The organism is Arthrobacter sp. AZCC_0090 (assembly GCF_014207375.1).
Classification (GTDB): Bacteria; Actinomycetota; Actinomycetes; order Actinomycetales; family Micrococcaceae; genus Arthrobacter.
In genome coordinates, this window is the sequence record NZ_JACHEE010000008.1 from 90,089 (window position 1) to 114,292 (window position 24,204).

The 24,204-nt window shown below is 64.5% G+C and carries 25 protein-coding genes; 4 read left to right on the top strand and 21 right to left on the bottom strand.

Going from position 1 to position 24,204, the window contains the following annotated elements; genetic code table 11:
* The first annotated feature begins 390 nt into the window (after positions 1–390).
* Positions 391–1,446, top strand: coding sequence for an iron ABC transporter substrate-binding protein (locus HNP00_RS13880; protein WP_184740061.1), 1,056 nt, complete (start codon positions 391–393; stop codon positions 1,444–1,446).
* A gap of 156 nt (positions 1,447–1,602) precedes the next feature.
* Here the strand turns inward: HNP00_RS13880 and HNP00_RS13885 are convergent, their stop codons facing one another.
* Together HNP00_RS13885 and HNP00_RS13890 are read right to left on the bottom strand one after the other, a co-directional pair.
* Positions 1,603–3,276 carry a thiamine pyrophosphate-binding protein gene (locus HNP00_RS13885; protein ID WP_184740063.1) on the bottom strand — a complete coding sequence of 558 codons (1,674 nt, stop codon included), beginning with the start codon at positions 3,274–3,276 and terminating at the stop codon, positions 1,603–1,605.
* Between the two features lie 119 nt (positions 3,277–3,395).
* Complete coding sequence (locus HNP00_RS13890; protein ID WP_184740065.1) at positions 3,396–3,899, bottom strand: Lrp/AsnC family transcriptional regulator; 504 nt, start codon at positions 3,897–3,899, stop codon at positions 3,396–3,398.
* 91 nt (positions 3,900–3,990) lie between these two features.
* Between HNP00_RS13890 and hisC the strand changes: the two genes are divergently transcribed.
* Together hisC and HNP00_RS13900 are read left to right on the top strand one after the other, a co-directional pair.
* Positions 3,991–5,088: a histidinol-phosphate transaminase gene (hisC, locus tag HNP00_RS13895; protein WP_184740067.1), complete on the top strand. Its 1,098-nt coding sequence runs from the start codon at positions 3,991–3,993 to the stop codon at positions 5,086–5,088.
* A 64-nt stretch (positions 5,089–5,152) separates the two neighbouring features.
* Entirely contained in the window at positions 5,153–6,565 is a 1,413-nt protein-coding gene (locus tag HNP00_RS13900) for an amino acid permease (RefSeq protein ID WP_184740069.1), read from the top strand.
* Between the two features lie 35 nt (positions 6,566–6,600).
* On the opposite strand, the gene HNP00_RS13905 is transcribed toward HNP00_RS13900, so the two are convergent.
* From HNP00_RS13905 to HNP00_RS13945, 10 genes are all read right to left on the bottom strand, one after another.
* Entirely contained in the window at positions 6,601–7,125 is a 525-nt protein-coding gene (locus tag HNP00_RS13905) for a flavin reductase family protein (RefSeq protein WP_221451499.1), read from the bottom strand.
* A gap of 1 nt (position 7,126) precedes the next feature.
* Positions 7,127–7,483 (bottom strand): cupin domain-containing protein, encoded by a 357-nt coding sequence (locus tag HNP00_RS13910; protein WP_184740071.1) that lies wholly within the window; start codon positions 7,481–7,483, stop codon positions 7,127–7,129.
* 2 nt (positions 7,484–7,485) lie between these two features.
* Positions 7,486–8,952, bottom strand: a complete 1,467-nt coding sequence (locus tag HNP00_RS13915) for a 4-hydroxyphenylacetate 3-hydroxylase family protein (protein ID WP_184740073.1) — start codon at positions 8,950–8,952, stop codon at positions 7,486–7,488.
* A complete protein-coding gene (locus HNP00_RS13920) occupies positions 8,949–9,632 on the bottom strand; it encodes a DUF2848 family protein (RefSeq protein ID WP_184740075.1) in 684 nt (227 codons plus the stop codon). Before HNP00_RS13920 ends, HNP00_RS13915 begins: the two co-directional genes overlap by 4 nt.
* A gap of 17 nt (positions 9,633–9,649) precedes the next feature.
* On the bottom strand, positions 9,650–10,462 hold the full coding sequence (locus HNP00_RS13925) for a carbon-nitrogen family hydrolase (RefSeq protein WP_184740077.1): 813 nt from the start codon (positions 10,460–10,462) through the stop codon (positions 9,650–9,652).
* A 46-nt stretch (positions 10,463–10,508) separates the two neighbouring features.
* Positions 10,509–11,168 carry a GntR family transcriptional regulator gene (locus tag HNP00_RS13930; protein ID WP_184740079.1) on the bottom strand — a complete coding sequence of 220 codons (660 nt, stop codon included), beginning with the start codon at positions 11,166–11,168 and terminating at the stop codon, positions 10,509–10,511.
* 80 nt (positions 11,169–11,248) lie between these two features.
* The gene (locus HNP00_RS13935) at positions 11,249–12,610 is read right to left on the bottom strand and encodes an MFS transporter (protein WP_184740081.1); all 1,362 of its coding nucleotides are present in this window, start codon (positions 12,608–12,610) and stop codon (positions 11,249–11,251) included.
* Between the two features lie 216 nt (positions 12,611–12,826).
* Entirely contained in the window at positions 12,827–12,970 is a 144-nt protein-coding gene (locus tag HNP00_RS22955) for a hypothetical protein (RefSeq protein WP_221451500.1), read from the bottom strand.
* 51 nt (positions 12,971–13,021) lie between these two features.
* The gene (locus tag HNP00_RS13940; protein WP_221451501.1) at positions 13,022–14,041 is read right to left on the bottom strand and encodes a serine hydrolase; all 1,020 of its coding nucleotides are present in this window, start codon (positions 14,039–14,041) and stop codon (positions 13,022–13,024) included.
* Positions 14,042–14,201: 160 nt separating this feature from the next.
* Complete coding sequence (locus tag HNP00_RS13945) at positions 14,202–14,876, bottom strand: response regulator (RefSeq protein WP_184740083.1); 675 nt, start codon at positions 14,874–14,876, stop codon at positions 14,202–14,204.
* A 240-nt stretch (positions 14,877–15,116) separates the two neighbouring features.
* Between HNP00_RS13945 and HNP00_RS13950 the strand changes: the two genes are divergently transcribed.
* On the top strand, positions 15,117–15,320 hold the full coding sequence (locus tag HNP00_RS13950) for a cold-shock protein (protein WP_306860887.1): 204 nt from the start codon (positions 15,117–15,119) through the stop codon (positions 15,318–15,320).
* 16 nt (positions 15,321–15,336) lie between these two features.
* On the opposite strand, the gene HNP00_RS13955 is transcribed toward HNP00_RS13950, so the two are convergent.
* The 9 genes from HNP00_RS13955 to HNP00_RS13995 form a co-directional block, all read right to left on the bottom strand.
* Positions 15,337–16,071 carry an aspartate/glutamate racemase family protein gene (locus tag HNP00_RS13955; RefSeq protein WP_184740087.1) on the bottom strand — a complete coding sequence of 245 codons (735 nt, stop codon included), beginning with the start codon at positions 16,069–16,071 and terminating at the stop codon, positions 15,337–15,339.
* 8 nt (positions 16,072–16,079) lie between these two features.
* Positions 16,080–17,513, bottom strand: a complete 1,434-nt coding sequence (locus tag HNP00_RS13960) for an amidohydrolase family protein (protein WP_184740089.1) — start codon at positions 17,511–17,513, stop codon at positions 16,080–16,082.
* A gap of 7 nt (positions 17,514–17,520) precedes the next feature.
* Positions 17,521–18,303: an aspartate/glutamate racemase family protein gene (locus HNP00_RS13965; RefSeq protein WP_184740091.1), complete on the bottom strand. Its 783-nt coding sequence runs from the start codon at positions 18,301–18,303 to the stop codon at positions 17,521–17,523.
* Positions 18,300–18,983, bottom strand: coding sequence for a GntR family transcriptional regulator (locus HNP00_RS13970; protein WP_184740093.1), 684 nt, complete (start codon positions 18,981–18,983; stop codon positions 18,300–18,302). Before HNP00_RS13970 ends, HNP00_RS13965 begins: the two co-directional genes overlap by 4 nt.
* A 101-nt stretch (positions 18,984–19,084) precedes the next feature.
* Complete coding sequence (locus tag HNP00_RS13975) at positions 19,085–20,437, bottom strand: MFS transporter (RefSeq protein ID WP_184740095.1); 1,353 nt, start codon at positions 20,435–20,437, stop codon at positions 19,085–19,087.
* A gap of 624 nt (positions 20,438–21,061) precedes the next feature.
* Positions 21,062–21,355 (bottom strand): hypothetical protein, encoded by a 294-nt coding sequence (locus HNP00_RS13980; protein WP_184740097.1) that lies wholly within the window; start codon positions 21,353–21,355, stop codon positions 21,062–21,064.
* A 31-nt stretch (positions 21,356–21,386) separates the two neighbouring features.
* On the bottom strand, positions 21,387–22,265 hold the full coding sequence (locus tag HNP00_RS13985) for an ACT domain-containing protein (RefSeq protein WP_184740099.1): 879 nt from the start codon (positions 22,263–22,265) through the stop codon (positions 21,387–21,389).
* 118 nt (positions 22,266–22,383) lie between these two features.
* Positions 22,384–22,809: a large conductance mechanosensitive channel protein MscL gene (mscL, locus tag HNP00_RS13990; RefSeq protein ID WP_184740101.1), complete on the bottom strand. Its 426-nt coding sequence runs from the start codon at positions 22,807–22,809 to the stop codon at positions 22,384–22,386.
* A gap of 97 nt (positions 22,810–22,906) precedes the next feature.
* The gene (locus HNP00_RS13995; protein ID WP_184740103.1) at positions 22,907–24,202 is read right to left on the bottom strand and encodes a D-arabinono-1,4-lactone oxidase; all 1,296 of its coding nucleotides are present in this window, start codon (positions 24,200–24,202) and stop codon (positions 22,907–22,909) included.
* Positions 24,203–24,204 lie beyond the last annotated feature (2 nt).

Consider the following 24,204-nt stretch of genomic DNA (forward strand, 5'->3'; position numbering starts at 1 on the left):
ACAGGGCTGGCAGGACTGCCGCTATTGAACAGATCAAGGAAGCGCTCACCAAACACGGGCTCGGACAGAACCCTTGCAGGCTCTGGCTCCTTCGGCTCAGATCAGCCTCTCAGGCTTGCCGTGCGGACTGGAGCGGTTGTGGCACCCTGGCGAATGTGCCCGACAGGCACTTGCGCCCGGGGTGGACTTGCCGGCCGGGACGTTCCCCTGGCTTATTCGCTATCGATCCGCCGTGGCCGGTCCTTTGTAACAGTCGACCACAGCGTGCGCCGAATTACGCAACAATGGCATGTTGTTATTACAGTAAGGTTTGCCTTGCCTACAACGGCACTGCCCCAACTGCATCTCCCCAACTGGTCCGGTCCAGCCCGGACCCTCGAAAGGCCCCCCATGAAATTCGGCATCAAACCCGCTACGGCCCTTGCCGCCGCCACGGCCACGCTGCTGGCACTTTCGGCGTGCAGCGGCTCACCCAGCGGGACGGCAACCGGAAGTTCCACATCCGCCGCGGCATCCGGAGATGGCATTGTCGTATATAACGCGCAGCACGAAAACCTCACCGGCGCGTGGGTCGACGCCTTCACCAAGGAAACGGGAATCAAGGTGACGCTCCGCAACGGTGACGACCTTGAAATGAGCAACCAGCTCAGTGAGGAAGGCAAGAACTCCCCGGCGGACGTCTTCCTCACGGAGAACTCCCCGGCCATGGTCCGCATCGCGAGTGCCGGCTTGCTGGCCCCGGTGGACCAAACAACCCTCGCCCAGGTTCCCGCGCAATACAGGCCCTCCACCGGCGACTGGACGGGCATCGCGGCCCGTTCCACCGTGCTGGCCTACAACAAGGGCAAGCTCACAGCGGATCAGCTCCCCAAGTCCTTGATGGACCTCGCCGACCCCGTCTGGAAGGGACGCATCGGCGCGTCCACCGGCGGAGCGGATTTCCAGGCCATCGTCAGCGCGATGCTCGCGCTCAAGGGAGAAGACGCAACCCAGAAATGGCTGGAGGCGGCGAAGAACAACTTCAAGTCATACAAGGACGATACCCCGGTGCTCGCGGCCGTGAACGCCGGCGAAGTGGACGCAGGAGTCCTGTACCACTACTACTCGTTCGTGGACCAGGCCCAGACTGGAGAGAACAGCAAGAATGTTGATCTCCACTACTTCAAGAACCAGGACCCCGGTGCGTTCGTCAGCGTCTCCGGAGGCGCCGTTCTGGCATCGAGCAAAAAACAGGACCAGGCCCAGCAGTTCCTGAAGTTCATCACCGGCAAAGCGGGCCAGCAGGTCCTCCAGACAGGCGACTCCTTTGAATACACCGTTGGCTCCGATGTGCCCGCCAACTCCAAGCTTGTGCCCCTCAAGGATCTCCAGGCACCTTCGGTGGACCCCGCCAAGCTCAACAGCGAGAAGGTCACCGAACTGATGACCAAGGTCGGGTTCCTTTAGGCCCCTGGACCCCTAGGTCAAACAAAAGGCCTCCCTCCGAATCGCTCGAAGGGAGGCCTTCCCGCGTGCGGGACCGCCTTCGCCGGAGGTCCAGCCAGCACCGTTGGCGGAATTGACCCTTTGTCCGACGGAGCGGCATCCCACGGTCTCGCGCCCTTAGCCCGCGACAGTCTCCTTCGCGGCCTGCGAAGCCCTCATCCATTCACTGAGCCACGGGGCCCTGACGCTCGAGGTGATGCGGCAATCGGCCACGAAGGTTCCCTTGGCGCCGGCGTCGATCCATTCTTTGAGCGCGGAAAGATCGGCCAGCGAGCGGATGACCGCGGACTCGGCCCCGAGTGCGCGGCCGATGCCGCTGAAGTCCACCTCGGGGATGAGCATCGGCTTTTCGGTGAGGCCCTTCGATCCGTACTGGTGGATCTCGGCCCCATAGGCGGCGTCGTTGTAAATCACGACGACGGCGCTGCTGGCCGCGCCGATGAGGGATTCCAGGTCGGACAGGCCCATCAGGAAGCCGCCGTCGCCGGAGGCCAGCACCAGCGTACGTCCGTCGTCCACGGCCCGGGCGGCTCCGACGGCGCTGGCAAGGCCGAGCCCGATGGCCTGATAGGCGGTTCCCACCATGATCAAGTCTTGGGGCCGCGGGATCCGCCAGTACATGGGTGCCCATCCGACGAAGTGCCCTCCGTCCTGGACCACGGTGCGGCGCTCAGGCAGGACGGCATCCAGTGCCGTGGCGAGGGCGCGCGGGTCCAGGCGGCCGTCCGGAGTCTCCTCGGAGCCGGCATGGTGGGCCGGTCCGTCGGCCAGGCGCTTCAGGGCTTCCGAGCGCCAACCCTGACCTGCGGCGGCCTCCGGCGAGGCAGCGTCATCCAGCATGCGGAGGATCCGGCCTGCGGCGGTTTTCGCGTCTGCACTGACGAACATGTCCACCCGCGGGTGCGTCGGCTCGATGGCGGTGTCGATCTGGATCACGGTGGCGTCCGGGCCGATCAGATGGCCGAAGCGCATCGTGAAAGGGCTCAGGCTTGCCCCCGCCACGAGCACCACGTCGGCCTCGTCCATGAGCCCGGCAGCAGTATCAGTGCCGAAGCCGCCCGCGACGCCGAGGTATCCCTCGCCCGCCAGCAGGTTCAGCGCCAGGGCGGTCCCGGCCGTGAGCGCGCCGAGGCAGTCGGCGAGTCCTCGGAGTTCGGGGCCGGCCCCGGCGAGATGCGCGCCGCGGCCCGCGAGGATGAGCGGCCGCTTCGCCCCGGCCAGAAGGCCGGCAACCCGCTGGAGGCCGCCGTCGACGTCGTCCGCAATCGCAGCCGCCTGCGGCGCTGCGGGCTCTTCCTCCGCTGCTTCGAGCGCCGCGAGGTCGTACGGGATAGCGATGACGACGGCGGTGCGCGTGGTGAGTGCGTACTCCACCGCCTGCCGGGTGATGGAGCCCGCGGCATCGCGGGTGACGGTGAAGGTGGCCGCGCCGAGACCTGCGGCTATTGCCGCCTGGTCCACGTCCTGGGGCCGGGCGCCGCTGCTCGGAGCGTCACCGGTGACCAGGACGACCGGTATTTGCGCCTGGACCGCCTCCGCGAGTGCCGTCAGGGCGTTGGTGTAGCCCGGGCCGTAGGTGGTGGTCCCCGCAGCGAGGCGCCCGGATGCGCGGTAGTAGGCGTCTGCCGCTGCGATGGCGGCGCCTTCGTGGCGTACGGCGGAAAAGCGGAGGCCCTGCTTCTCGGCGGCGTCCAGGAAGTAGACGTTTCCGTTGCCCATCACGCCGAACACATCGTTGAGATAGCTGCTGAGAACCTGCGCCACGCGGCCGGACACTGTGAGTGAAGTCATGTCAGCGATCTTCGGGTCCATACCGTTGATAGGCAAGAGAGCCGATATCACATGGGATATTTGTCAATAATTCACAGGAATGGTGAGAATATGCTCAATTGTGGCGGGGGTCACTCAGTCTACGTCCGAAGAGCGGATTCCTGTTTCGACAGCCTGTTCAAGAGGCGGTCGAAACGCGGTGGCATGAGTTCCAAGACGGAGATGGCTGTGCTGGTCCGCTGAATCCCGTCGATTTCCAGGATCTGGTTGGTGATGCGGTAGAGATCGGCCGTGTCCCGGGCCACCACTTTGGCCATGAGGTCTGCATCCCCGGTGGTGGCATGCACTTCGATGACTTCCGGGATCGCCCCGAGCCCGCCTTCCACTGAACCCGTGCGGGTTTGGCTGATGGCAAGGGAGAGGAAGGCCAGCAAGCCGTAGCCGAGGGCCGCGGGGTCAAGCCTCTGGCTGAAGGACCTGAGGGCGCCCCCGCGCTCGAGCTTCGCCAGGCGCGCATGCACCGTGTTCCGCGCGACGCCGAGTGTCCGGGAAAGGGCCAAGGCGCTCGCCTCCGGGTCCTTGTCGAGGGCAAGGATGATCCTGGCGTCCAGTGAATCGAAGCTGCGGGGATTCGGGATGGTCATATTTTCACCACAGACAGTAGAAGTTGAGCAGAAATCCCAAGGCGTCCAGAGTATCTTGCAATGTGCTCCGGGTCACTTCCATGATCTAGCCATGACCAGTGATCAGATCCTGACGGCTGCCGAAACTGCGCTCCCCATCCTTCGTGCAGCGGTCTCCGGCCTCCCGTCCTACGTCCCGGGCCGGCGCAGCGCAGGGGTGGACATCGCAGCACTCGCCAGCAATGAAAGCCACCACGAACCCCTGCCCGCGGCCGCGGCAGCGGTGGCCGAAGCGGCGGGCAGGATGAACCGCTACCCGGACATGGCCGCCGTCGAGCTCCGCGAACGGATCGCCGGCCATCTCTCCGTCACCGCCGGCGAGATTGCCGTGGGACCTGGCAGCGTCGGCGTTCTCCAGCAGATCATCACCGGAGTCTGCGACGCCGGGGACGAAGTGATCTTCGCGTGGCGGTCCTTCGAGGCCTACCCCATCTTGGTAGAGCTGGCAGGCGCCCGGCCTGTCCGCATCCCGCTGGACGACGCCGAGGGCCACGACCTCGACGCCATGGCCGCAGCAGTCACCGGGCGGACCAAGGTGATCCTGCTCTGCACCCCCAATAACCCCACAGGCGTGCCGATCAGCCACGAACGCCTTGAGGTGTTTCTCCGCTCCGTGCGCTCCGACGTCCTCGTGGTGATCGACGAGGCCTACGTGGAATACGCCGTAGCGGGTAGCGGCCCCGACTCCCTGGCGCTCTACCGCGAGTACCCGAACGTGTGCATCCTGCGCACCTTTTCAAAGGCCTACGGACTGGCCGGCCTGCGCGTGGGATACGCCGTAGCGGCACCGGAAATCGCGGAAGGGCTCCGGCGGACCGCGATCCCCTTCTCAGTGACCGCACTCGCCCAGAAAGCAGCCATCGCCTCGTTGGACGCGGCCGACGAAATGCGGGCCCGGGTTGCCGTCGTCAAGGAAGAGCGCGCGCGGATGGCCATACGGCTGGAAGCCCAGGGCTGGAAACTGCGGCCGAGCCAGGGCAACTTCCTCTGGATCCGTGCAGACGAGGACCTCCTGGCAAGGCTCGTGGCCGCATTCGACCGCGCGGACATCCTGGTCCGGGCATACCAGGGAGACGGCATCCGGATCACCGTTGCCGATCCCATGTCCAACGATCGCGTCCTTCAGGTCCTGGAAGCCCAAACAGCCTGAAGTCCCCAACCCCAACCCGTTCCACCATCAATCCAGTTCCACCATCAACCCAGAGGACTCCTTCATGGAACACCAGACAATGACGTCTGCCCCCGCGCTCGGGGCCACGCTCAAACCCCGCCAGCTCACGATGATGGGACTCGGAAGCGCCATCGGCGCGGGCCTCTTCATCGGCTCGGGCGCCGGAATCCAGGCCGCCGGCCCCGCCGTGCTGATCTCCTACCTCGTTGCGGGGACGCTCATCATCCTCGTGATGTGGGCCCTCGGCGAAATGGCGGCCGCCAAGCCGGACAGCGGTGCCTTCTCGGTCTACACGGCCAGGGCTTTCGGAGCCGTGGCCGGCGCCACCGTGGGCTGGCTCTGGTGGCTGCAGCTCGTAGTTGTCATCGCAGCGGAGGCGCTCGGAGCGGCAGGACTGCTTTCAACCGTCTTCCCCGCACTGCCGGTATGGCTGATGACCTTCGTGTTCATCGCGATCCTCACCGCGGTGAACCTCACCCGCGTGAAGAATTTCGGTGAATTCGAGTTCTGGTTCGCGCTGCTCAAGGTGGCCGCAATCATTGGGTTCCTCGTCATTGGCGTTGCCCTCCTCTGCGGCTGGCTGCCGGGTGTCCCGTCACCGGGTCTGGTCAATTTCACCGGAGGCGATCTCGCCCCGCACGGATTCGCGGGAATCGCCACGGCGCTTTTCGTGGTGGCTTTCGCTTTCGGCGGCACCGAGATCGTGTCGGTGGCCGCAGCAGAAACCCAGGAGCCCGCCCGCAGCGTACGGAAGGCTGTGCGCACGGTGCTCTGGCGGATCTTGGTTTTCTATATCGGGTCGATTTTCGTCATCGCTGCGGTAGTCCCCGTGGGCTCCCCGGGCCTGAAGAGCCCATTCGCTGCCGTCCTGGAAACCGCCGGCATGCCCGGTGCGGCCACCGCCATCACCTTGGTTGCTGTCGCGGCCCTGCTCTCCGCCCTCAACGCAAACCTTTACGGTGCTTCCCGGATGGCGTTCTCGCTCGCCGAGCGGGGTGAAGCGCCGCGCGTCCTCGCCTCGCTGTCGAAGGCCAGGGTCCCGGCGGTCGCCGTGCTGGCGAGTGTCTCCTTCGGCGTCGTCACGGCTGTGCTTGAGGTGGCCTTCCCGGACAAGGTCCTTCCCGTCCTGCTCAACATCGTGGGCTCGACGTCCCTGTTGGTGTGGACCTCCGCTCTGCTCGCCCAACTCGCATTGCGCCTCCGAGCTGATCGCGAGGGGACGGTCCTTCCCTTGCGGATGGCGGGCTTCCCCTGGCTCACGGGCCTTGGGCTCCTCATCCTGGTGGCCATCTTCGCCGTCGGCTTCATTGGCGAGGATTCGCGTCCCCAGCTCCTGAGCACTTTCGGGCTCGTGGCCGTCCTGGCGGTGGCGAACTGGCTGCACCACCGTTCCGCCAAGGCCCGGGAGCACACCGGGGCCTCGGTGATCGCCGAAGCCCCGGTGCTCATCGACTGAAGGTGCTCATACCGCTCGCCGAGTCGCGCCAGATCCTAGAACGTCCAGGGCATGGCGTCGTGGTTGAAGTCGCGGAACGAGCCGAACTTACCTGCGTTGAACGCGAGGCCTTCGCCGTCGCGGTCGCGGCATCCCACTACCTGGCCGAAGAACACCTGGTGGTCGCCGATGTCGTATTGGTGGACCACCCTGCACTCTGCTTGGGACAGTGCACCGGCGATGACCGACAGGCCGCCCTCGGTGGTGTCGAACTCACCGGCCTCGAAGCGGGCGCCGCCGCGTGTGGCGAACTGCCGTGCCACGGCTTCCTGCTTGGCGCCGAGGATGGAGATCGCGAATTTTCCGCTGGCCAGGAGGGCATCTCCTGTTCGGGTGTTGAAGTTCAGCGAGATCATCAGGATGGGCGGGTCCAAGCTGATGGACGTGAGCGAGTTGATGGTCATGCCGTACTGCTCGCCGTCGTGCTCGGTGGTCACCACCGCAACACCGGTGAGGAAGCGGCCCATGGTCCGGCGCATGGCCAGCCCGTCGGGCTCGGCGAAGACTGCGGGAGTGCCCATGTCAGTTCTTTCCGTCCTGGTAGTAGCGCACTTCGAACATCTTGGCTCCGCCTTCGGAGATCCACGGGCCGTGTTCCATGCCCGGGGGGCGGGTGGCCCAGTCACCGGCGTTGAAGGTCCTGCCGAGGCGCTGGTCCACGAAGGAGCCTTCGAAGATGAAGACCTCTTCCCAGAAGTCGTGAGTCAGGGCTCCGTTGGGAGAGGTGTCCGTGCCCGGTTCGAACTTGAGGATGCGGGTTACGGAGTCATTGGCGTCGTCGCGGGCCAGGATGGCTTCGGAGAGACCTTCGATGTGGGGTGTGCAAGGGGTGAACTCCACCGATGAGGTGGGGGTGAATTCAAACTCCGGCTTGGCCATGATTAGTTCTCCTCCTTGCGGCCGTCCACGCCGTAGCTGGCCAGGAACTCATCGAGTTCGGCGACTTGCGCTTCGTAGCCGTAGTTCCGATAGGTGTAAACGCCCTTGACGACAAACGGCGCCCCGGCGTAAAAGAGCTCGTACTGCTGGTGGCGCCCGGCGAATTCGGAGCCGATGATGTCCCATGCCAGGCGGAAGAGCTTGATGCGCTCTTCGCTCGAAACGCCCGGAGACGCGATATAGCGCTCGACGTCGGGAGCCGTCACGGGACTCTTCATGTCCACCACGCTGGAGGGTAGCTGCAGGACACCGCCGCCCACCAAGTCACGCAGGATGGCAATGACGCGCGGGTAGGTTTCGGACTGCAGGCCCATCACGCCATAGAGGGCGCGCTTGCCTGGAACGAGCATTCCGGAGGAATCGGCCTGGGCCGTGTACTCGGCGGCGATCAGCGCGGACTCCACCGAGGAGACCAGGGCTGCGAGTTCGCCGAGCTTCTCCTGGACGCCCGGGATCTTGTCCGTGCCGTTGACCTGAGTGACTTTGCGCGCCACGGCAGCGATGAACTGCAGCTTGGTGGTGAAGCGCGTCTGGGCCTGCCAGTTGCCCAATGCGTGCGCGCCGGTTTCGAAGAACTGGCGGCGCAGGGTCTCCACGCTGCGGTCAATGAAGACTCGGTCCCAGGGAACCAGGACGTCTTCAAAGATGACCAGGGCATCCGGCTCGTCGTAGTGGCTGGTCAGCGGGTAGTCGAACTCGCTGGTGGCCGCCGGACTGAACGGGCGGCGGCAGAGGAACTTGAGTCCTTCCGTAGCCGTCGGCAGCGCAAAGCTGATGGCGAAGTCGACATCGTCCGGGCCCAGGGGTTTGATGCAGGTGACGAAGACTTCGTCGGCGATGGCGCCGCCGGTCGCGAGCATCTGCGAGCCGCGGACGATCAGGCCTTCTTCGGTCTCCCGGACCACGCCGACCTGCAGGAAGTCGCCTTCCCAGCCGGACGCCGTCGTCGCGCGGGATACCTGCGGCGGGATGATCGCGTAGGAGACGTAGAGGTCTTCGCGCAGGATTCGCTCGTAGTAGCGGCGGATGTTGCCTGCGAAGTCGCGCTCGGAGTTTTCGAAGACCTCCGGGTGGGCTCCGAAGGCCGCGAAGAAGGTGCCCACGTGATCCGGGCTGCGGCCCACCCAACCGTGGGTGTGCTTGGCCCATCGCTCAACGGCCTGGCGGCGCAACTTCAGCTCTTCCGCGGTGCGCGGGATGCTGAACACCCGGTTGGCCGTGCCGTCGATTTCTTCGCTGTGGTACTGCATGCCATTGGCGGGATAGGCTGCGATGTCGAACAGCTCGGCGATGGTGCGGATGACGTTGCGGAACGCGGGGTGTTCGGCAACGTTTTCTACTGCTTCTCCGTCAATCAGTACGGTACGCCCATCATTGAGCGTCTTGATGTACTCTTCTCCGGTCCTCATGACTGGTGTCCTTTCGTGATCATGTACGTGTGGTCGATGGTGTTTCCGTTGGGGAAGGCCAGTTCGATCCGCCATTCCCGGCCATAAATGAACTCGCCGCCGATGACCGGCAGGGTGCCTCCAAGGCAGACGAAGTCCCGTTCGCCGATCCCGTTCCGTTCCAGGAGGAGTCCGACGACGTTGGCGGGGGTCCGCAAGTTATCCAGCGTTCCGTCCTGGTACAGGCGGCCGTCCACCCAGGTACGTGCCCGGCACTCGTCGAGCGACAGCCCGTCGAGTTCCGGCACTGCTACGACGGTGCCGGCCACGGGCTTGGGGCAGGCCCGCTTGGAGTCGCCGATGTCGATCGTTTCGACGTGGCGGTCCGTGTGGTCCGAGGCGATGCCCAGGTAGTAGCGTCCGCCGTGCCGGATGTAGAGCGGCTCAATCTCGCCGGAAGTCTTCTCGCCCGCGATCGTCAGTTCCGGGGCGGAACTCACGGTCACGCTCTCCACCGGATAGAACATCGGCACCGAGGGCGGCGGGGCGACGCCAATGGCGGCAAGTTCATCGATGTGGTGCTGGACGGCGGCAGCGTCGCGGCCGGTGTAGCCGGCGACGACGGCGTAGAAGTCGGTGAGCTCGATCGTCTCGCCGGTGCCCGCGACGTCGAACGTCAACGTTTCTGTGCTGGTCTTCATGGGTGGGTCTTTCCTGGTCAGCGGGCAAGGCCCGAGTAGTCGGCGAGCCGGTCGGCGATGACCGGGAACTCGCTACGGGTGGTCTGGACGATGGTGGGATCGATGCTGGCATGCAGCACCTCTTCGCCGGATCCGGCTTCAGCCACAAGGCGACCGGTGGGATCCACAACGCGGCTGGTGCCGCCAAGCTCAACGCCATCCTGGATGCCTGCGGCGTTGCAGGCGAGGACGAAGACCTGGTGTTCGACGGCGCGGGCTGACGTCAGGAGCTTCCAGTGCTCCCGGCGTGCGGCCGGCCAGGCGGCGGGAACCACGACGATTTCCGCGCCGCGGACGCTCAGTTCGGACCAGAGGCCCGGAAAGCGAAGGTCGTAGCACGTGGTGCCTGCCATCCGCCCGAACGGGGTATCAGCAACCGGGAGGGAAACCCCCGGAGTCAGCAGATCGGCTTCGAGGGACTTGTAGCCGAAGACGTGGAGTTTCGAATACCTGTGGGCGACATTGCCCCGGGGGTCAAGCAGTACCGAGGTGTTGCGCAACACCGGAGAGCTGACGGAGGCCTCGCCTTCGGCCCGTTCCACGATGCTTCCGACGTGCACGTAGGTCCCGAGGTCTTTCGCCACGGCAGCGCACATGGCCACGGTCGGTCCGTCCACAGTCTCCGAAAGTTCCGGGTACTGCTCGAAGTGGAAGTAGCCGGCGCTCCAGAGCTCCGGGAGCACGATGAGATCCGCTCCGCGCTGTTCGCGCAGGAGGGCCTCTGCGCGCTCGATGCGCTGGCTCTGGGTCTCGTTGTCCGGGCTGGACAACTGGACGAGTGCAATGTCCATGGTGCTCCTTATGTGTTGCGGGCGAAGCTGCGGCCAGTTGGGCGGCCTAGCTTCGGTTTGCGTGGGTGGGTATGGCTTTGAGGACGGCGAGTGTGGAGTCGAGGTGGCTCCGTACCGCGGCCGAGGCGATCTGCGAGTCCTGGCTCCGGATCGCGTCCACAATGGCCCGGTGCTCAGTGACGACGTGGTCGCTCCGGCCCTGGCTGTCCTGGATGGCCTTGACGCCCATGCGCTGCTGCTTGAACCGCTGCGAATCGTAGAGTTCCTCCAGCGCCGGGTTGCCGGCCGCGTGCACGATGTATTTGTGGAAGCTGATATCGCATTCGATGAATGCCACTGGGTCTGCCAGGCTTTCTTCCTGCGCGTGCAGGAGCCGGTCCAGTTCGGGACCTAGGCGTCCTAGGGATGTGACTTTGCGGACCGCCCAGTCTTCGATGACTTGGCGGACTTCCATCATGCTTTCGATGTCCTGAGCTGTCAGCGCCGGGACATACGCGCCCTTGTGCGGAACTCGGCGAAGGAGCCCGGCGGCTTCGAGCCGCAGGAGGGCTTCACGGACCGGGGTACGGGAAACCCCGGCGGCCTCCGCGATGGCGTTCTCGCTGAGGAAGGCTTCCTGGTCCCAAGGAAGTGACGAGATTTCCCTGCGCAGCCAAAGATAGGCTGCCTCCGGAGCTGTTGGAGCGGGCTTCTGGAAAATGCTCATTGGTCCTCGATTCTGGTGCCTTCATGCGGTCGTGTGTGCCTTTCGTGGCGGCGGTCAGGCCGCCACGAACTTTGACTACATCATGACTGTGCCACCTTGTGGTCAACCTTCGTGTCAAGGTCGCTGAGCTTGATGTTCTTGGTTTCCTTGGCGAAGGCAACCGAGACGATCGAGATCACGCCCATGCCCGCGAGGTAGAGGGCAATTGCCTGGCCTGTGCCGAAGGCCTTGTAGAGAGCCAGGGCGATGATCGGCGAGAGCGAGCCGGCGATGAGCGAAGCAAGGTTGTACGCCACGGAGGTTCCGCTGTACCGGACCTTGGTGGGGAACATTTCGGAGAAGAACGCGCCGATGACCGAGCTGTAGGCCGCGAAGATCAACAGGCCGCCGACCGCCGCGAGGATGATCGCCGCGGGTTCGCGGGTGTCCAGCAGTGCGAAGAATGCGAACGCCCACACCACTGTCGCTACAGAGGCGCCGATCATCATGGGCTTGCGGCCGATGCGGTCGGCGTAGATTGCCAGCAGCGGGACTGCCACGACGGCGACTCCCTGGCCGATCATGACCGCGGTCAGGCCGGTCTGCCGGTCGACCTTGAGGATGTCGGTGACATACGTGATAAGGAATAGCGAGTAGATGTAGAAGCCCGCGTTTTCACCCATGCGGCTGCCGGTGGCGATCAGGATCTCGCGCCAGTTTCCACGGAAGAGTTCCGTCAGCGGCAGCTTTGGCCGCGAGGAGTGCTCAGCCTCGGTCTTGGCTTGGGAGGCCTGGAAGAGCGGAGTTTCCTGGACGTAGAGGCGCAGTACCAGCCCGATGATCACGAGCAGCGCGGAAAGACCGAAGGCAATCCGCCAGCCCCAGGCCAGGAAGTCCGGCTGGGGCATGACTGCAGACAGCAGGGCAAGGACGCCAGCCGCCATGAGGTTGCCCAGCGGTGGACCAACATTCGGCCAGGAAGCCCAGAAGGCCCGCTTGGTGCTGTCGTCGCTGTACTCGGACACCAGCAGCACGGCCCCGCCCCATTCACCGCCGAGTGCGAAGCCCTGGATGAGGCGCAGGATGAGCAGGATCAGCGGGGCGGCGATGCCGATGGAGGCGTAGGACGGGATGAACGCGATGAGTGCCGTTGCGATACCCATCAGCAGCAGGCTGGCGACAAGGGTGGATTTGCGGCCGTGCTTGTCGCCAAGGTGGCCAAGGACAATGGCGCCGAGAGGCCGGGCGACAAAGCCCGCCGCGAACGTGCCAAGGGCCAGCATGGTGCCGACAAAGGGGTCAGCGCTGGGGAAGAACAGTTTGTTGAAGACAAGGGCGGCAGCTGTGCCGTAGAGGAAGAAGTCGTACCACTCGACGGCGGTGCCGGCGAGGCTGGATGCAGCAACTGCAGGAAGGGAGGTGTGCTTGCGCACCGCTCGCTCCTGTTCGGACACATTGCTCATGGGGGATCCTCGGGTTTCGGGTCGATGTGTTTCGTGCGCACCGTTGCGCAGGACATGCATATCGCCGGGACGTCTCGGCCGGCCCTCGTGATGCGACTCACTTAGCGCCGTTCCAAAACTGTAGACCACTTGTATACAGTCTGTCTACAGTTTGAATACTTTTTGAGAAATCCCCTTGACCCGGAGTGTGATCTGGACCCAGTTTTGCGAGGGCTTTCACTGTCCGGCCGGAGGCGTCAACCGCCTGCTGATGGCTTCGAACATCGCGGCCGCCGCGGGGCCTGCGACGGGGTCGACCGGGAGTGCCGTCGAGGAGAATTTGACCCCCACTACGCCGGAATTCCGGTTGATATAGATCATCTGCCCGTGGATGCCAAGGCAGTAAGCGGTGTTCTGGTCCTCCGAAAGGAATCAGAACTGGCCGCGGTACCTTCCGCCAGGCATCGCTTCAGCATGGCTGCTGGCCGCAAACGCTTCTGCGGAATCGGCGCCGCCCTGGAAGATGTCATCCACCCAGCCAGGCTCGAGGACCCGCTCGCCGTCCAGTGAAACGCCGCCGTCGCGGACCATGGCCCCGAAACGGGCCATATCACCAAGCGTGGCGCAGATGCCGCCGTCGAACATGCCAGTGCCGGCCGTATCGAGACAGATGTACGCGTCGTGACGGGCACCCATCCGTGACCAGAGAACCTGACCGGCGAGTTCTGCGAACGGCTTCCCGCCAGCAACTTCGCAAAGCCAGCCCAACACGTCGGTCTCGCAGCTGCGGTACTCGAAATGACCGCCATGTTCACGGACCTGTTCAAGGGTCACCAGGAACTCCTTGAGCGTGGCCGCTCCGCCGCGTCGGGGTGCCCACCCCACAGCCTCGTCCAGCTTCCGGACCTCGGACCCGGCATCGAGGTACTCCTCGGAGAACTTGATGCCGCTGCGCATGTCCAACAAGTCCCGTACTGTGGCGCCCGCGTACCCACTACCGCGGAATTCCGGAATGTAGTGCTCTATCGGCTTTGCGGTATCGATCTTCCCTTGGGCAACCAGGGCGCCCACCACCGCGGACACAATGGACTTGCTGACGGACATGAGCAGGTGCCTGGTCCCGGGGCCCATCTCGCCGAAATACTCCTCGACGAGCACCTCGTTGCCGCGCAGGACCATCCAGGCATCGGTGCTGGTGGAAGCCAGAACCCCGGCAACGGTACTGTCTGAGCCGTCGGGCAAGCGCACAGCCACTCCCCGGAGGCCGAAGGGATCCCCGAGCAATGCCCCGGGCTCTGTACGGTCCTCAGTGGTGACCGAACCGGTGATCGCTGCATGGATTTGGGCGGTAGGAAAGAGGTTATCCATGTGAAGAAAGGACCAGGACAGATTCCCTGGCTCCTGCCAGTTGCCAACGGTGATCTCGCTTTGGCCAGTGGTAATGCGCGACATGTTGCTCCTCCATCGGATCCGGTCTCGGGCCGGTCTTGGCCCAGGACCGCAGCAACTTCGGCGCGGCCGGGCATACTTCTTTAAAGCGAATGGCATTCACTTTAAAGAAGTATGCCCCATGCCTTGATGGGTCGGAAGCCCCGGGGAGGGCGGATTCACCTCACTGATCGGGGAGGAGCCAACCGTCGGCGATCAGCAGTTCCCGGAGCGCGGGCCGGCTGAGTGGTTCCGGCCCGTCGTGGGCTTTGCGGCGGACCGAAACCAGGAGCTTCTTCACGCCGTCGGCACTGATGCCCAGGCTGGCGCCGACATCGGCCATTGTCCCGCCCGCGCCCCCCAGATAAAGCGAGACGGCCTCGTGTTCGCGCGGCGTGAGGTGGATCCGCGGCCCCGGGACGTCAAGGGCGCCGGCGAGCTCGGGTAGGACGAACTGTTCGCCGCGTGCCGCGGCGAGAACGGCTGTGGTGAGCACTTCGGCTCCTGCCGTCTTGGGTATGTAGGCCAAGGCGCCGGCGTCGAACGCTTGACGGATCACCAGCGGTTCTGTCAGGGAACTGCACACCACCACTTGCGATCCCGTGGAGAGAATGGCTTGGATCTTGGATCGCAGTGGGATGCGGTCGCCAAGGATGATGTCCAGCAGGACCACATCAGACAAGTGGCCGAGTGATGCTGCGAGCTCAGCCCAGGAGCCGTACTTGCCCACCACTTTCACTGTTTGGGCGTTGGCCTCAAGCCAGGAAGCCAGGCCCTCGCGGAGCACTGCGTGGTCTTCGAGGATGTCCACGTGGATCTTTGGCGCTGCCGCCTCGAACCGTCGCCGGAACAACCCCATGTGTTCTCCCTGTGGACGACGACGCTAATCATCACCCACCCTGCCTGCCCAACTTCAAGATCCAGCACTGCAGAGGAGCAAGAAACCCTCAAGATTCGGCGAGCTCGGGAATACCGAGACCCCCGAAGATCCTTGCGCCCCCGAACCCCGCACCGTAGGTTTGAGGCATCGGACGTATGCGTCCGGGAGGCATCGGTCGTGAAGCCGATGGTCAGTCAGATTCAGAGAAGGAACACGGCCGTGGCAACAGGTATTGTCAAATGGTTCAACGCCGAGAAGGGTTTCGGCTTCATTGCCCCCGACGACGGTTCGGCGGACGTCTTTGCCCACTACTCGGCGATCGCCACAAGTGGGTACCGATCACTGGACGAGAATCAGCGGGTCCAGTTCGACGTCGTGCAAGGCCCGAAGGGCCCGCAGGCGGAGAACATCCAACCCCTGTGAAGCGAGGGCACTTTTCCTAGGGCAGTTCTGCAAGCAGCCGGCCCCACCGCGGTGCCAGCAAAGGCGCTCCGGCAAGCCTGAGGCAGTGCCAGAGCGTCACCGCTACGGAATCCAGTACCGGCACTCCGGTGGCTTCTTCCACTTCCGCAGTGATGTTGGCTCCGTAAAGGTTTGTGCACAAGTAAATGAGCGCATCCGGGTTCGAGGCAGCAAGTTCCAAGGATCCGGGAAGCATCTCCGCGTCCGTGACCCGCGCGAAGGATTCGTTGTCGCTGAGGTTCAAGTGGCGGTGGTCCACCGTCTTGATTCCTTCGCGCGCGTAGGACTCAATGACCGCGTCATTGACGTCCCCCGTGTAGGGCGTGAACATGCCGATCCGCTCCGTGCCGAACGTCTTGAAGGCTTCCAGGTAGGCCAGCGTGGACGTCGTGGCCGGGATCCCCGTGGCCTCAGTGATTTCCCGGACCAGGGCCTCGTCGTGCGCGGCGCCGAGCCAGGAACCCGAGGTTCCGTTCCACGCGATGACGTCCACGTCCGCCGTCGCAAGCAATGCGGCGGCCTCCCGCATGACGGCCGAATCAAACTGCTTGTCCGAGGAATCATCCAGCGCAATCCGGGTGACCGGAATCCGCGTGAAATGGATAGTGACGTCCTGCCGGTCGCCGAGGATGCGGTAGCTCTGCGGCTCCAGGCAGGTGTTGGACGACGGCACGATCATGCCGATGCGGGTGGGGCGGTGTGCTGAAGGCATCGAGGCTCCTAAGCGGAAACGGTAACGGGAACGGACAAGTCATCGTTGTCGGAGAGGGCATCGCGGTGGGCGGTGAAGCCCTTGCGCGCCACGAAACGGCCCACGGCACCGGGATCGTGGAAACCGGCGTCGTCGATCACCACGCGTCCGGCGGAGACGACGACGGCGGGCCAGCCGCTCAGCGTCTTCCCCTCGAAAGGCGAGAAGTCAGTCCCCATATGCAGCGCGCCGCCGTCGACCTCGCGTTCCTCGGCGGGATCAAAGATGACCAGATCGGCGTCGAACCCTACCGCGATGGTGCCCTTGCCGGGCACGGCATTGATGCGCGCGGGGCCCGCCGAGAAGACCTCGACGAAGTCCTCCACGGTGCTGCTCGACGCCATCGCCGTGAAGGTGACGGGCATGCGCGTTTCGACGCCGGGCAGTCCGTGCGGCATGAAGCGGACGTCGTCGGTGCGCTCGCGTTTCTGCGAGAGGTCGTAGCAGGAGTGGTCTGAGGACACAGTGTGGATCGCTCCGGCCGCGAGGCGTTCCTTCAGCGCGGCGACGGTTTCAGCGCTCCGCATGGGTGGGCAGCAGGCGTACCATTCGGGGAATTTCGAGCCGTAGACGGTGTCATCCAGCGTTAGATAGTGCGGGCACGTCTCGGAGTAGGCTTCCTGGCCGCGCTCGCGGGCCTCGGTGACAAGATCCACCGCTCCCGGGGTCGATTGGTGCACGAAGTAGACCGGCGCACCGGTGTACTCGGCCATTGCGAGCGTCTCTTTGACGGAGATTTCCTCGGCGAGCTCGGGCCGCATGGAATGCAGGTGTTCGATGCCGATCCGTCCATCCGAGGCGTGCTGTTCGGTGCAATCGGCGATGATGGGATCGTGCTCCGCGTGGATGTACGTGAGTCCGTCCAGGCGCACCATTTCGCGCATGACTTTCAGGATGGTGTCCCCGTCGGCCATGGTGGAGCCGCGGTTGGTGGTGTACATCTTCACCGAACGGACGCCCTCGGCGGCGAGCTGCTCCAGCTGCCACGGCACGGTTTCGTCCCAGCTGACCACGGATCCGTGCAGCGCGACGTCGCAGCGGGACTCGGTGGCCAGCCGCTTCTTGTTCAGGACGGCATCCAGCGGGGATTCCTGGGCGTCGCGGGGAATGCCGAAGTCGATGATGGTGGTGGTGCCGCCCCACAGGGCCGCGGTGGACGTGGTGCGGTAGTCGTCCAGGGTCCGGAAGCGGCCGGTCACTTGGGCCACATGGCAATGGCCATCAACGCCGCCGGGGATCACGAGCTTGCCGGACGCATCGACGATGCGTGAGGCCGGGGGGACCGGCTCGGCGGCGTCGATGAGCTGGGTGATGCGGCCGCCGTCGACCACGATGTGGGCGGCCTGCCGGCCAAAGCTGTTGACCACGGTGCCGTGGGCGATGACGAGATCGGGGTTAGTCATGGTGTCCCTACTTTCCGGCCGGAACGGCGGCCTGGATGGCGGTCAGGGCGGCGTCGAGGTTTTCGGACAACCCCGCGCGGCGCTTGACTGGCGGCGGCGCAAAAGCGCCCTGGCGATGGAAACCGGACTGCAGCGCCACCACCGCTTCGGTCATGCGGATCCCGGCGGAGATCCCGTCCACCACAGGCACGGGGATCTGTCCTCCAAGTTCGCGGGCGAGTCCCGCCAGCGGGGCACCCGCCAGGATGACGACGTCGGCGCCGTCCTCCGCGACGGCCTGCCGGCTCAGTGCCAAGAGGGTTTCCTTGAAGTCCTGTTGCACCGTGCCGATGCCGTTGAGGCTTTGGTTGATGGAACGGATCGAGGCGAGCCGGCTGCCGAGCCCGAAATGCTCCACGCAGTCCCGATACCAGGCGGTGATGCGGTCCGAGATGGCGATGATCGAGAAGCGCTGGCCTTGCAGGGCCGCAGCGCAGAGGGCGGCCTCGGTGATGCCGATGACCGGGACATCGCAAAGTTCCTTGAGGGCGGGCATTCCCGGATCGCCGAATGCGGCAACCACGACGCCGTCTATGTGGTCCGCCGTCGGATCGCCACAGTGCTCGGCGATGATTTCGGCGACCGCGCCCGCTGCGATGAGGGCTTCAAACCGGGTCTCGATGTATTCGACGCCATGGCCGGCGGTCCGGACGACCAGTTCGGTGTCCGTCCCCGCCGAGCGGCGGGCTTCGGCGTCGATCAGCGCAGTGACGTCCTCGCTGATGTTGGGATTGATGACTAGCAATTTCATGGTCGTTTGCCTTGCAACTTGAGTTCGGTGGCGGGCGAGTCCTGCGGGAACTGCTCGCGGTACTTTCCAATGTGCGACGCCGATTGGGCTGCGGCGAGCTCGGGATCGCCGCTGGCGATGGCGGCGTAGAGGTCCCGGTGCTCCCGGATCAGTTCCGGCAGGTCGTCCACGTGGCGGAAGAGCCAGTGCATGCGGCCTTGGAGCGGTTCCAGCGCAGTGCGGAGAAAGTCATTGTTGGCGATGGCCGTGATGGCATCGTGGAATTCGCTGTTGGCGCGGTGGGCCTCGAAGATTGAGCCTTTGGCGAGGAAACGATCGGCCTCTTCGAGGAGTTTCGCTAGATGCTTCAGGTCTTTTTCAGTGGCGCGGGCCGCGGCGAGGCGGCACGCGAGGACTTCGAGGGATTGGCGGACGTCGAAGAGGTCCTCGACGTCTTTGGGGCTCAGCCCTGCCACTTCGGTCCCGCGGGATGCCCTGTCCCGGATGAGGCCTTCCTGCCGCAGCATGCGAAGAGCTTCCCGGATGGGTAGGCGTGACACGTTGAATTCGGCGGCAAGGTCCCGCTCCACCAGCCGGGTGCCGGGCGCGTAATGACCCTCGAAGATTCGCGAACGGATGGTGTCCCGCACGGATTCCCGGAGGGGACGGTCCGTGGTGGGGGTTTCATCTGCAATCAGCATCTCTGCTCCATTCGTGTTCTTGGGTCATTGCGCCCCGGCATTCCCGGCGGGCGTCTGGCCTTGGGTGGTTCAGGACCGTCCGGCCAGACCGGTCAGGCGAGTTAGACCGGGAGTCGTTTGCCGTAGTCCAACGTCAGCACGGAGACGCCCATGATGATCGCGGAGCCGACGAAGTACAGGAGGGCCCAGGTGTAGGAGCCCGTGGCCCCGACAATCAGGCCTACCACAATCGGGGTGACAAAGCCGGAGATGTTGCCGCTGAAATTCATGGCGCCGCCCAGTACGCCCGAGTTGGTGCGGCCGCCCAGGATCGCGGGGATGCTCCAGAAGAGGCCAACCCAGCGGAGGAAGAACATGACCACGGACAGCAGGACAACCGCCGTCGTCGGGTCCGCCACGACCGTGACGCCAACCAGGCCGCCAATCACCACAACGCTGGAGATGCCCAACAGAGTGCGCATGACCTTGTTTGCGGAGGCGCCCGCTGCACGCCATTTGTCCGCGATGGTGCCGCCCAGGATTTCGCCGACAAAGCCGGCGCCGAAGATCACGAAGGTGGACCAACCGATGGTGTTCAGGTTGAACCCCTTGGCCTGGGCCAGGTACAGCGGGCCCCAGGTCAGCAGGCCGTAGAACACGCCGTTGAAGCCAAGCCAGCCGAAGCACATGGCCCAGAAGGAGCGGAACTTCAGGTAGGGGAGGAGTGCACGCTTGCCCTTGACGCCGTCCTTCTTGGCCTCGGCGTCTTCCTCGGCGTGGGAGGCCTCGATGTAGTCGGCCTCGGCGCCGTTGACGCCCTTGTGGTTGCGGGGATTGTCGCGGACGTACCACCAGACGGCCAAGCCCATGAGGACCGTGGCGGCACCGGCGATGATGAACGAGTAGCGCCAGCTGCCCGTGGAGGCGATGAGCCAGGTGATCAGGATGCCGCCCAGGCCAGCGCCGAGCGGGGCGCCTGCGTCAAGGATCGTGGCGCCGCGGCCACGTTCCCTTTTGTGCATCCAGATGGCGTTGAGCTTGCCACCGGCCGGCATGACGCCTGCCTCAGCGACGCCGATACCAAGGCGTGCAATGAACATGCTCAGGAATCCGCCGGCCAGGCCGGACGCTGCCGTCGCGGCGCCCCAGCCGATGCACGAGGCCGTGACCACCTTGCGGGGACCGAACTTGTCGATCAGCAAGCCGACCGGGATCTGCATGAGGGCATAGGTCCAGAAGAATGCCGAAAGCAGGAGCCCGATGAGCTCCGGTGCGAGGTTGAATTCCTTCTGGATGATGGGGAGGGCCACGGAGATGGACCCGCGGTCGATGTAGTTGACGGCTACCAGGATCAGCAGCAGGACGAAGAGCCTCCAACGGACACTCGTGCGTCGCTGCACGCCGTCCTTGCCGGTTTGTTCTTCTGCTTTTTCTTCGACGGCCGGGGCCACTGTTTCGGTGTTGGGGAGAGACACAGCTTCTCCTTCAGGGGGAGTTTGAGGAGCGGGAAGTCTTGAATTTTGAGCTGGGCGGGTTGCCGCGGCAGCTGGACCCGCGCCGGCGGCAGCTGTAGCGGCCCGATCCTCTTTCTGGGAGGAGGGACGCTGCCGGTTCATTGAGTCCGTTTTGGGATCCCGTTTTGGGATCCCAAAATCAAAGTTAGATGTGACCCGGCGCACTGTCAAGGGTTTTGGTATACAAAGCCAGGAAACGAAATGTGACTGGGTGGAGGTGTTGCTTGAGTTTGCGGGGTTGCTTGGGCGCGGAGGTTGGCGGTGGGATACCGATATGACGCGGCGGTAGGTGGACGTGTGGGTTGGGATACCGGGAGCGGGGTGTTGGCGGGGGCGGAGCGGGGCGGGGCGAGGGCTGGGTGTTGCGCCCGCGACGCGGTGTTGCGCTGGCGACGCGGTATCTTCCCCACGACAGGCTGCCCACCTGGCGACGCTCCGCCCACCTCACGACGCACTGTTCACCTTCCGACGCTCCGCCCACCTGGCGACGCCGGAATACCCGTGTCGCCAGGGATCCCCCGTGTCACGAGGCATTCAGGGTGTCGTGAGGCCTCCGTCGACCAGGGCCTAGGAGTCGCGGGGCGGCTACTCCTCCGGCAAACACCACATTGCGATGCGTACTCCCCCGGGATCTTCCGTGATGCGAAGCCGTAGTTCCCGGCCCATCAAGGCTTCATGCCCATCTTCCGCAGCCAACTGGTCCGCGAGTTTGCCGATGGCAACGGCCATTGCCCGGCCCCAGTGTTGGGGTACCCGGCTCGTGGCCACCGCTTCAGCACTGGGCATCCCGGTGCTGGGCGACCCGGCACTGGGCAACGCGGAGCTAAGCGCCCCGCGTGGCTCCGCAGTATCCACGTGCGTTACGTCCATGGCGTTCATGCCGCCACCGCCCTCCAGTTGAGGCCTGGGCTCAGTCCCGGTCCTTGGATTCGGCGCCGCGGGTGTGCGCCAGGATTTCCGCCAGCTCGGCCAGCCGATGGGCGCGGGCTGATTCCGCCGGCGTAAATGGCTCACCCGGCCGGGAAAACAAGAGCGGTCCGTGCCACGCGGTGGGAATCTTCAGGAACGTCGTGGAAGGCCCGACGGCGGAGCCCGCCTCGGCTGCCGGACCTTCGGGTTCTGAGCTCTCGAGGTTTGGGGTGACGATTTTCGCTGAGAGAAGTTCCGCGACCGCAAGGGACAATTCGTTCGGGTTGTCGGCAATCCGGGCAGCCAGGCTCAGGGCCTTGGTCTGGCCGTCCGCCATGGCGAGTGCAGTGGTGGGCCATACGTGCGAATCCCGGCCGCCGCCGTCGTCGAGGGCTGTTAGCAGATCCTGCTCGGCGAGGTCGCCCGGGGCGGACAACACGAATTCGTCCATCACCGCTCCATCCACAGGGTGGACATGGATGCTGAGGATGTTGATGCCGGCCCGCGCCAGCGATTGGGTGATCCGTTGGAGGGAGCCCGGCTGGTCCCGGAGCACGGTCCTCGCCCGCCAAAGCGCGGGGGCAGAGTTGAGGTTCCGGCGGTGGCGGAGGGCCGGGGCATGGATCCAGCGCCGCAGGACTTTTGCCGCCGAGGGCTCGGCTACCCAAATCACCAGCACTGTGGCGGTGACGGTCAGGAGGAGCACCTTGGCCAGGTAAGGCAGGTGCGTTTCAACCACGATGGCATGCACAAGAAGTTCGATCGGCAGCATCACGGCGATTTGGGCCACTGTCACCCGGGCCTTCGGGGCCTCGGGCATCTGGCCGCACACTTCGCAGGAGAGCTCTGCGGTAGCGGGAGTCCTCGTGTTCGGCTTCATGGCACCAATGGTGCCCGAACCCTGTTTCAGGCGGATTGCGCCTGCGTCACGATCTCATACAACGGTATGCGGGCCGGTCCAGCGCGCGGTGGACGCGTTGAACCGGCCCGCGAAGGACTTAGCGGGAGGTTTCCTTGTTGGCCGCGGCGAGTTCGGTCAGGAGGTCGCGGATTTCGACCAGCAGTGCGGTGTCGGCTGGCAGCGGCTCGTCCTCAGGCTCTTCGATGGACGCCCGGCGCTTGGTCAATTCGTTGATCTTGTTCATGGGCGCAACGAAGATGAAGTACACCACGGCAGCCGTGATCAGGAAGGTCACGAACGCGGTGATGACTGCGCCGAAGTTGACGAAGGTCTTCGCGTTGTCCGGCCAGATGGAGAAGCCCAGGCCTTCGGCGTTGACTCCGCCAGCGGCAGCGATGACCGGGTTGATGATGTTGGTTGTGAACGCTGCGACCAAGGCTGTGAATGCGGTGCCGATGACGACCGCGATGGACAGCTCGATAATGTTGCCGCGAAGAACGAAGTCCTTGAAACCTTTGAGCATGGAATGACCTCCGGTGGGTACGGGTATCTGGCTAAATCAGAGATCAAACTACCATTCCAAAGTTTCAAACGGGCGTACCGGGCGTTGCCTCCCTGGCTCAGCCCAGCAAGGCGCGGGTGTGGTCGTTGAGGAATATTCCACGAGGATCGAACTCGCGACGTACCTGGATGAAAGTGTCCAGCTCCGGGTAGAGGCGTTCCAAGCGGCTCCTGGTCATGAAATGGATCTTTCCCCAGTGCGCTCGTGGCTCGAATTCCTGCAGTACCGCGTCGGCATCCCGGAAGAATTGCCAGTAGTCGGTTCCGGGCTCGGTGGTCAGGGTGACGACCGTCGTATCGCGTCCCTGGAACTGGGACATGTAACCCTCATCGGCTTTCACCCAGCGAACCTCTACGGGGTATTTCTGGTCAGCATGCTTGGTGCGGATCAGGTCCTGGACAGCCTCGACGGCGGACAGTCCAACCTCGCTCGGCACGAAGTACTCGAGTTCGTGGAACGGTGTGGTGAATCCGCCTGGATAGATGCGGTACGAGCGGTCAAGCCGGGCACCTTCCGCACCCGAAATTTCGCGCTCGTCTTGGATCTGCGCGATGTTGTACCGCTTGGTGTAGCTGCGGTTTGCCATGCTAAGGCCTGGTGCGCCCGGGAGGTCCAGGAGCTCGCACGAACCTTCTTCCGGGCACCAGAGGAACGAGTAATGCCGGTTCCCGTCGATGTCGGACTGCCACGTTGCCTTGGTCTCCGCCCACGTGGGATACGTGATCTGTTCTTGCAGGTAGTAACGGTCCTCAACCGCCAACTCCACCTCAAGGAAAATCCCGAGGGTGCCCAAAGCCACCTGGGCTGCCCTGAGTTCACGGAGCTGCCCCTCGCCGATTTCGACGATCTCGCCGTAACCATTGATCAGCTTCACCCAACGAAGGCTTGAGGAGAAGCTACCCAGATCCTTCCCGGAACCATGGGTGCTGGTTGAGAGCGCTCCCGCTATCTGCTGCTTGTCGATGTCGCCCTGGTTGCCCAGTGCCAGCCCCTGCTCCCACAACGGATCGCCGAAGGCGTTGATGGTGGTGCCGGCAAGGGCTCTGGCGCGACGCCGGATAGCATCGGTTCCGGTGATCCCCGATAGTGCGGACATGTCCATCAGGACGCCGCCCGTCTGGACCAACGGCGACGACGAATGCCCTGAGCCGACCGCCCGCACGGGCAAGCCTTCGCGGATCGCGAAACGAACGGCGTCGAGCGCTTCTTGTTCAGTCCGCGGCCGGACGGTGAAGGCTGGCGTGGCGCTCTGGTTCCCGCCCCAGTTGGTCCACGTGACGTCAGTACCGAAGGGGGCGGACGGGGTGGCGGCGCGTGCCGAGGATGATGTGTGGGGAAGGTTCGCGGTGGTCATTG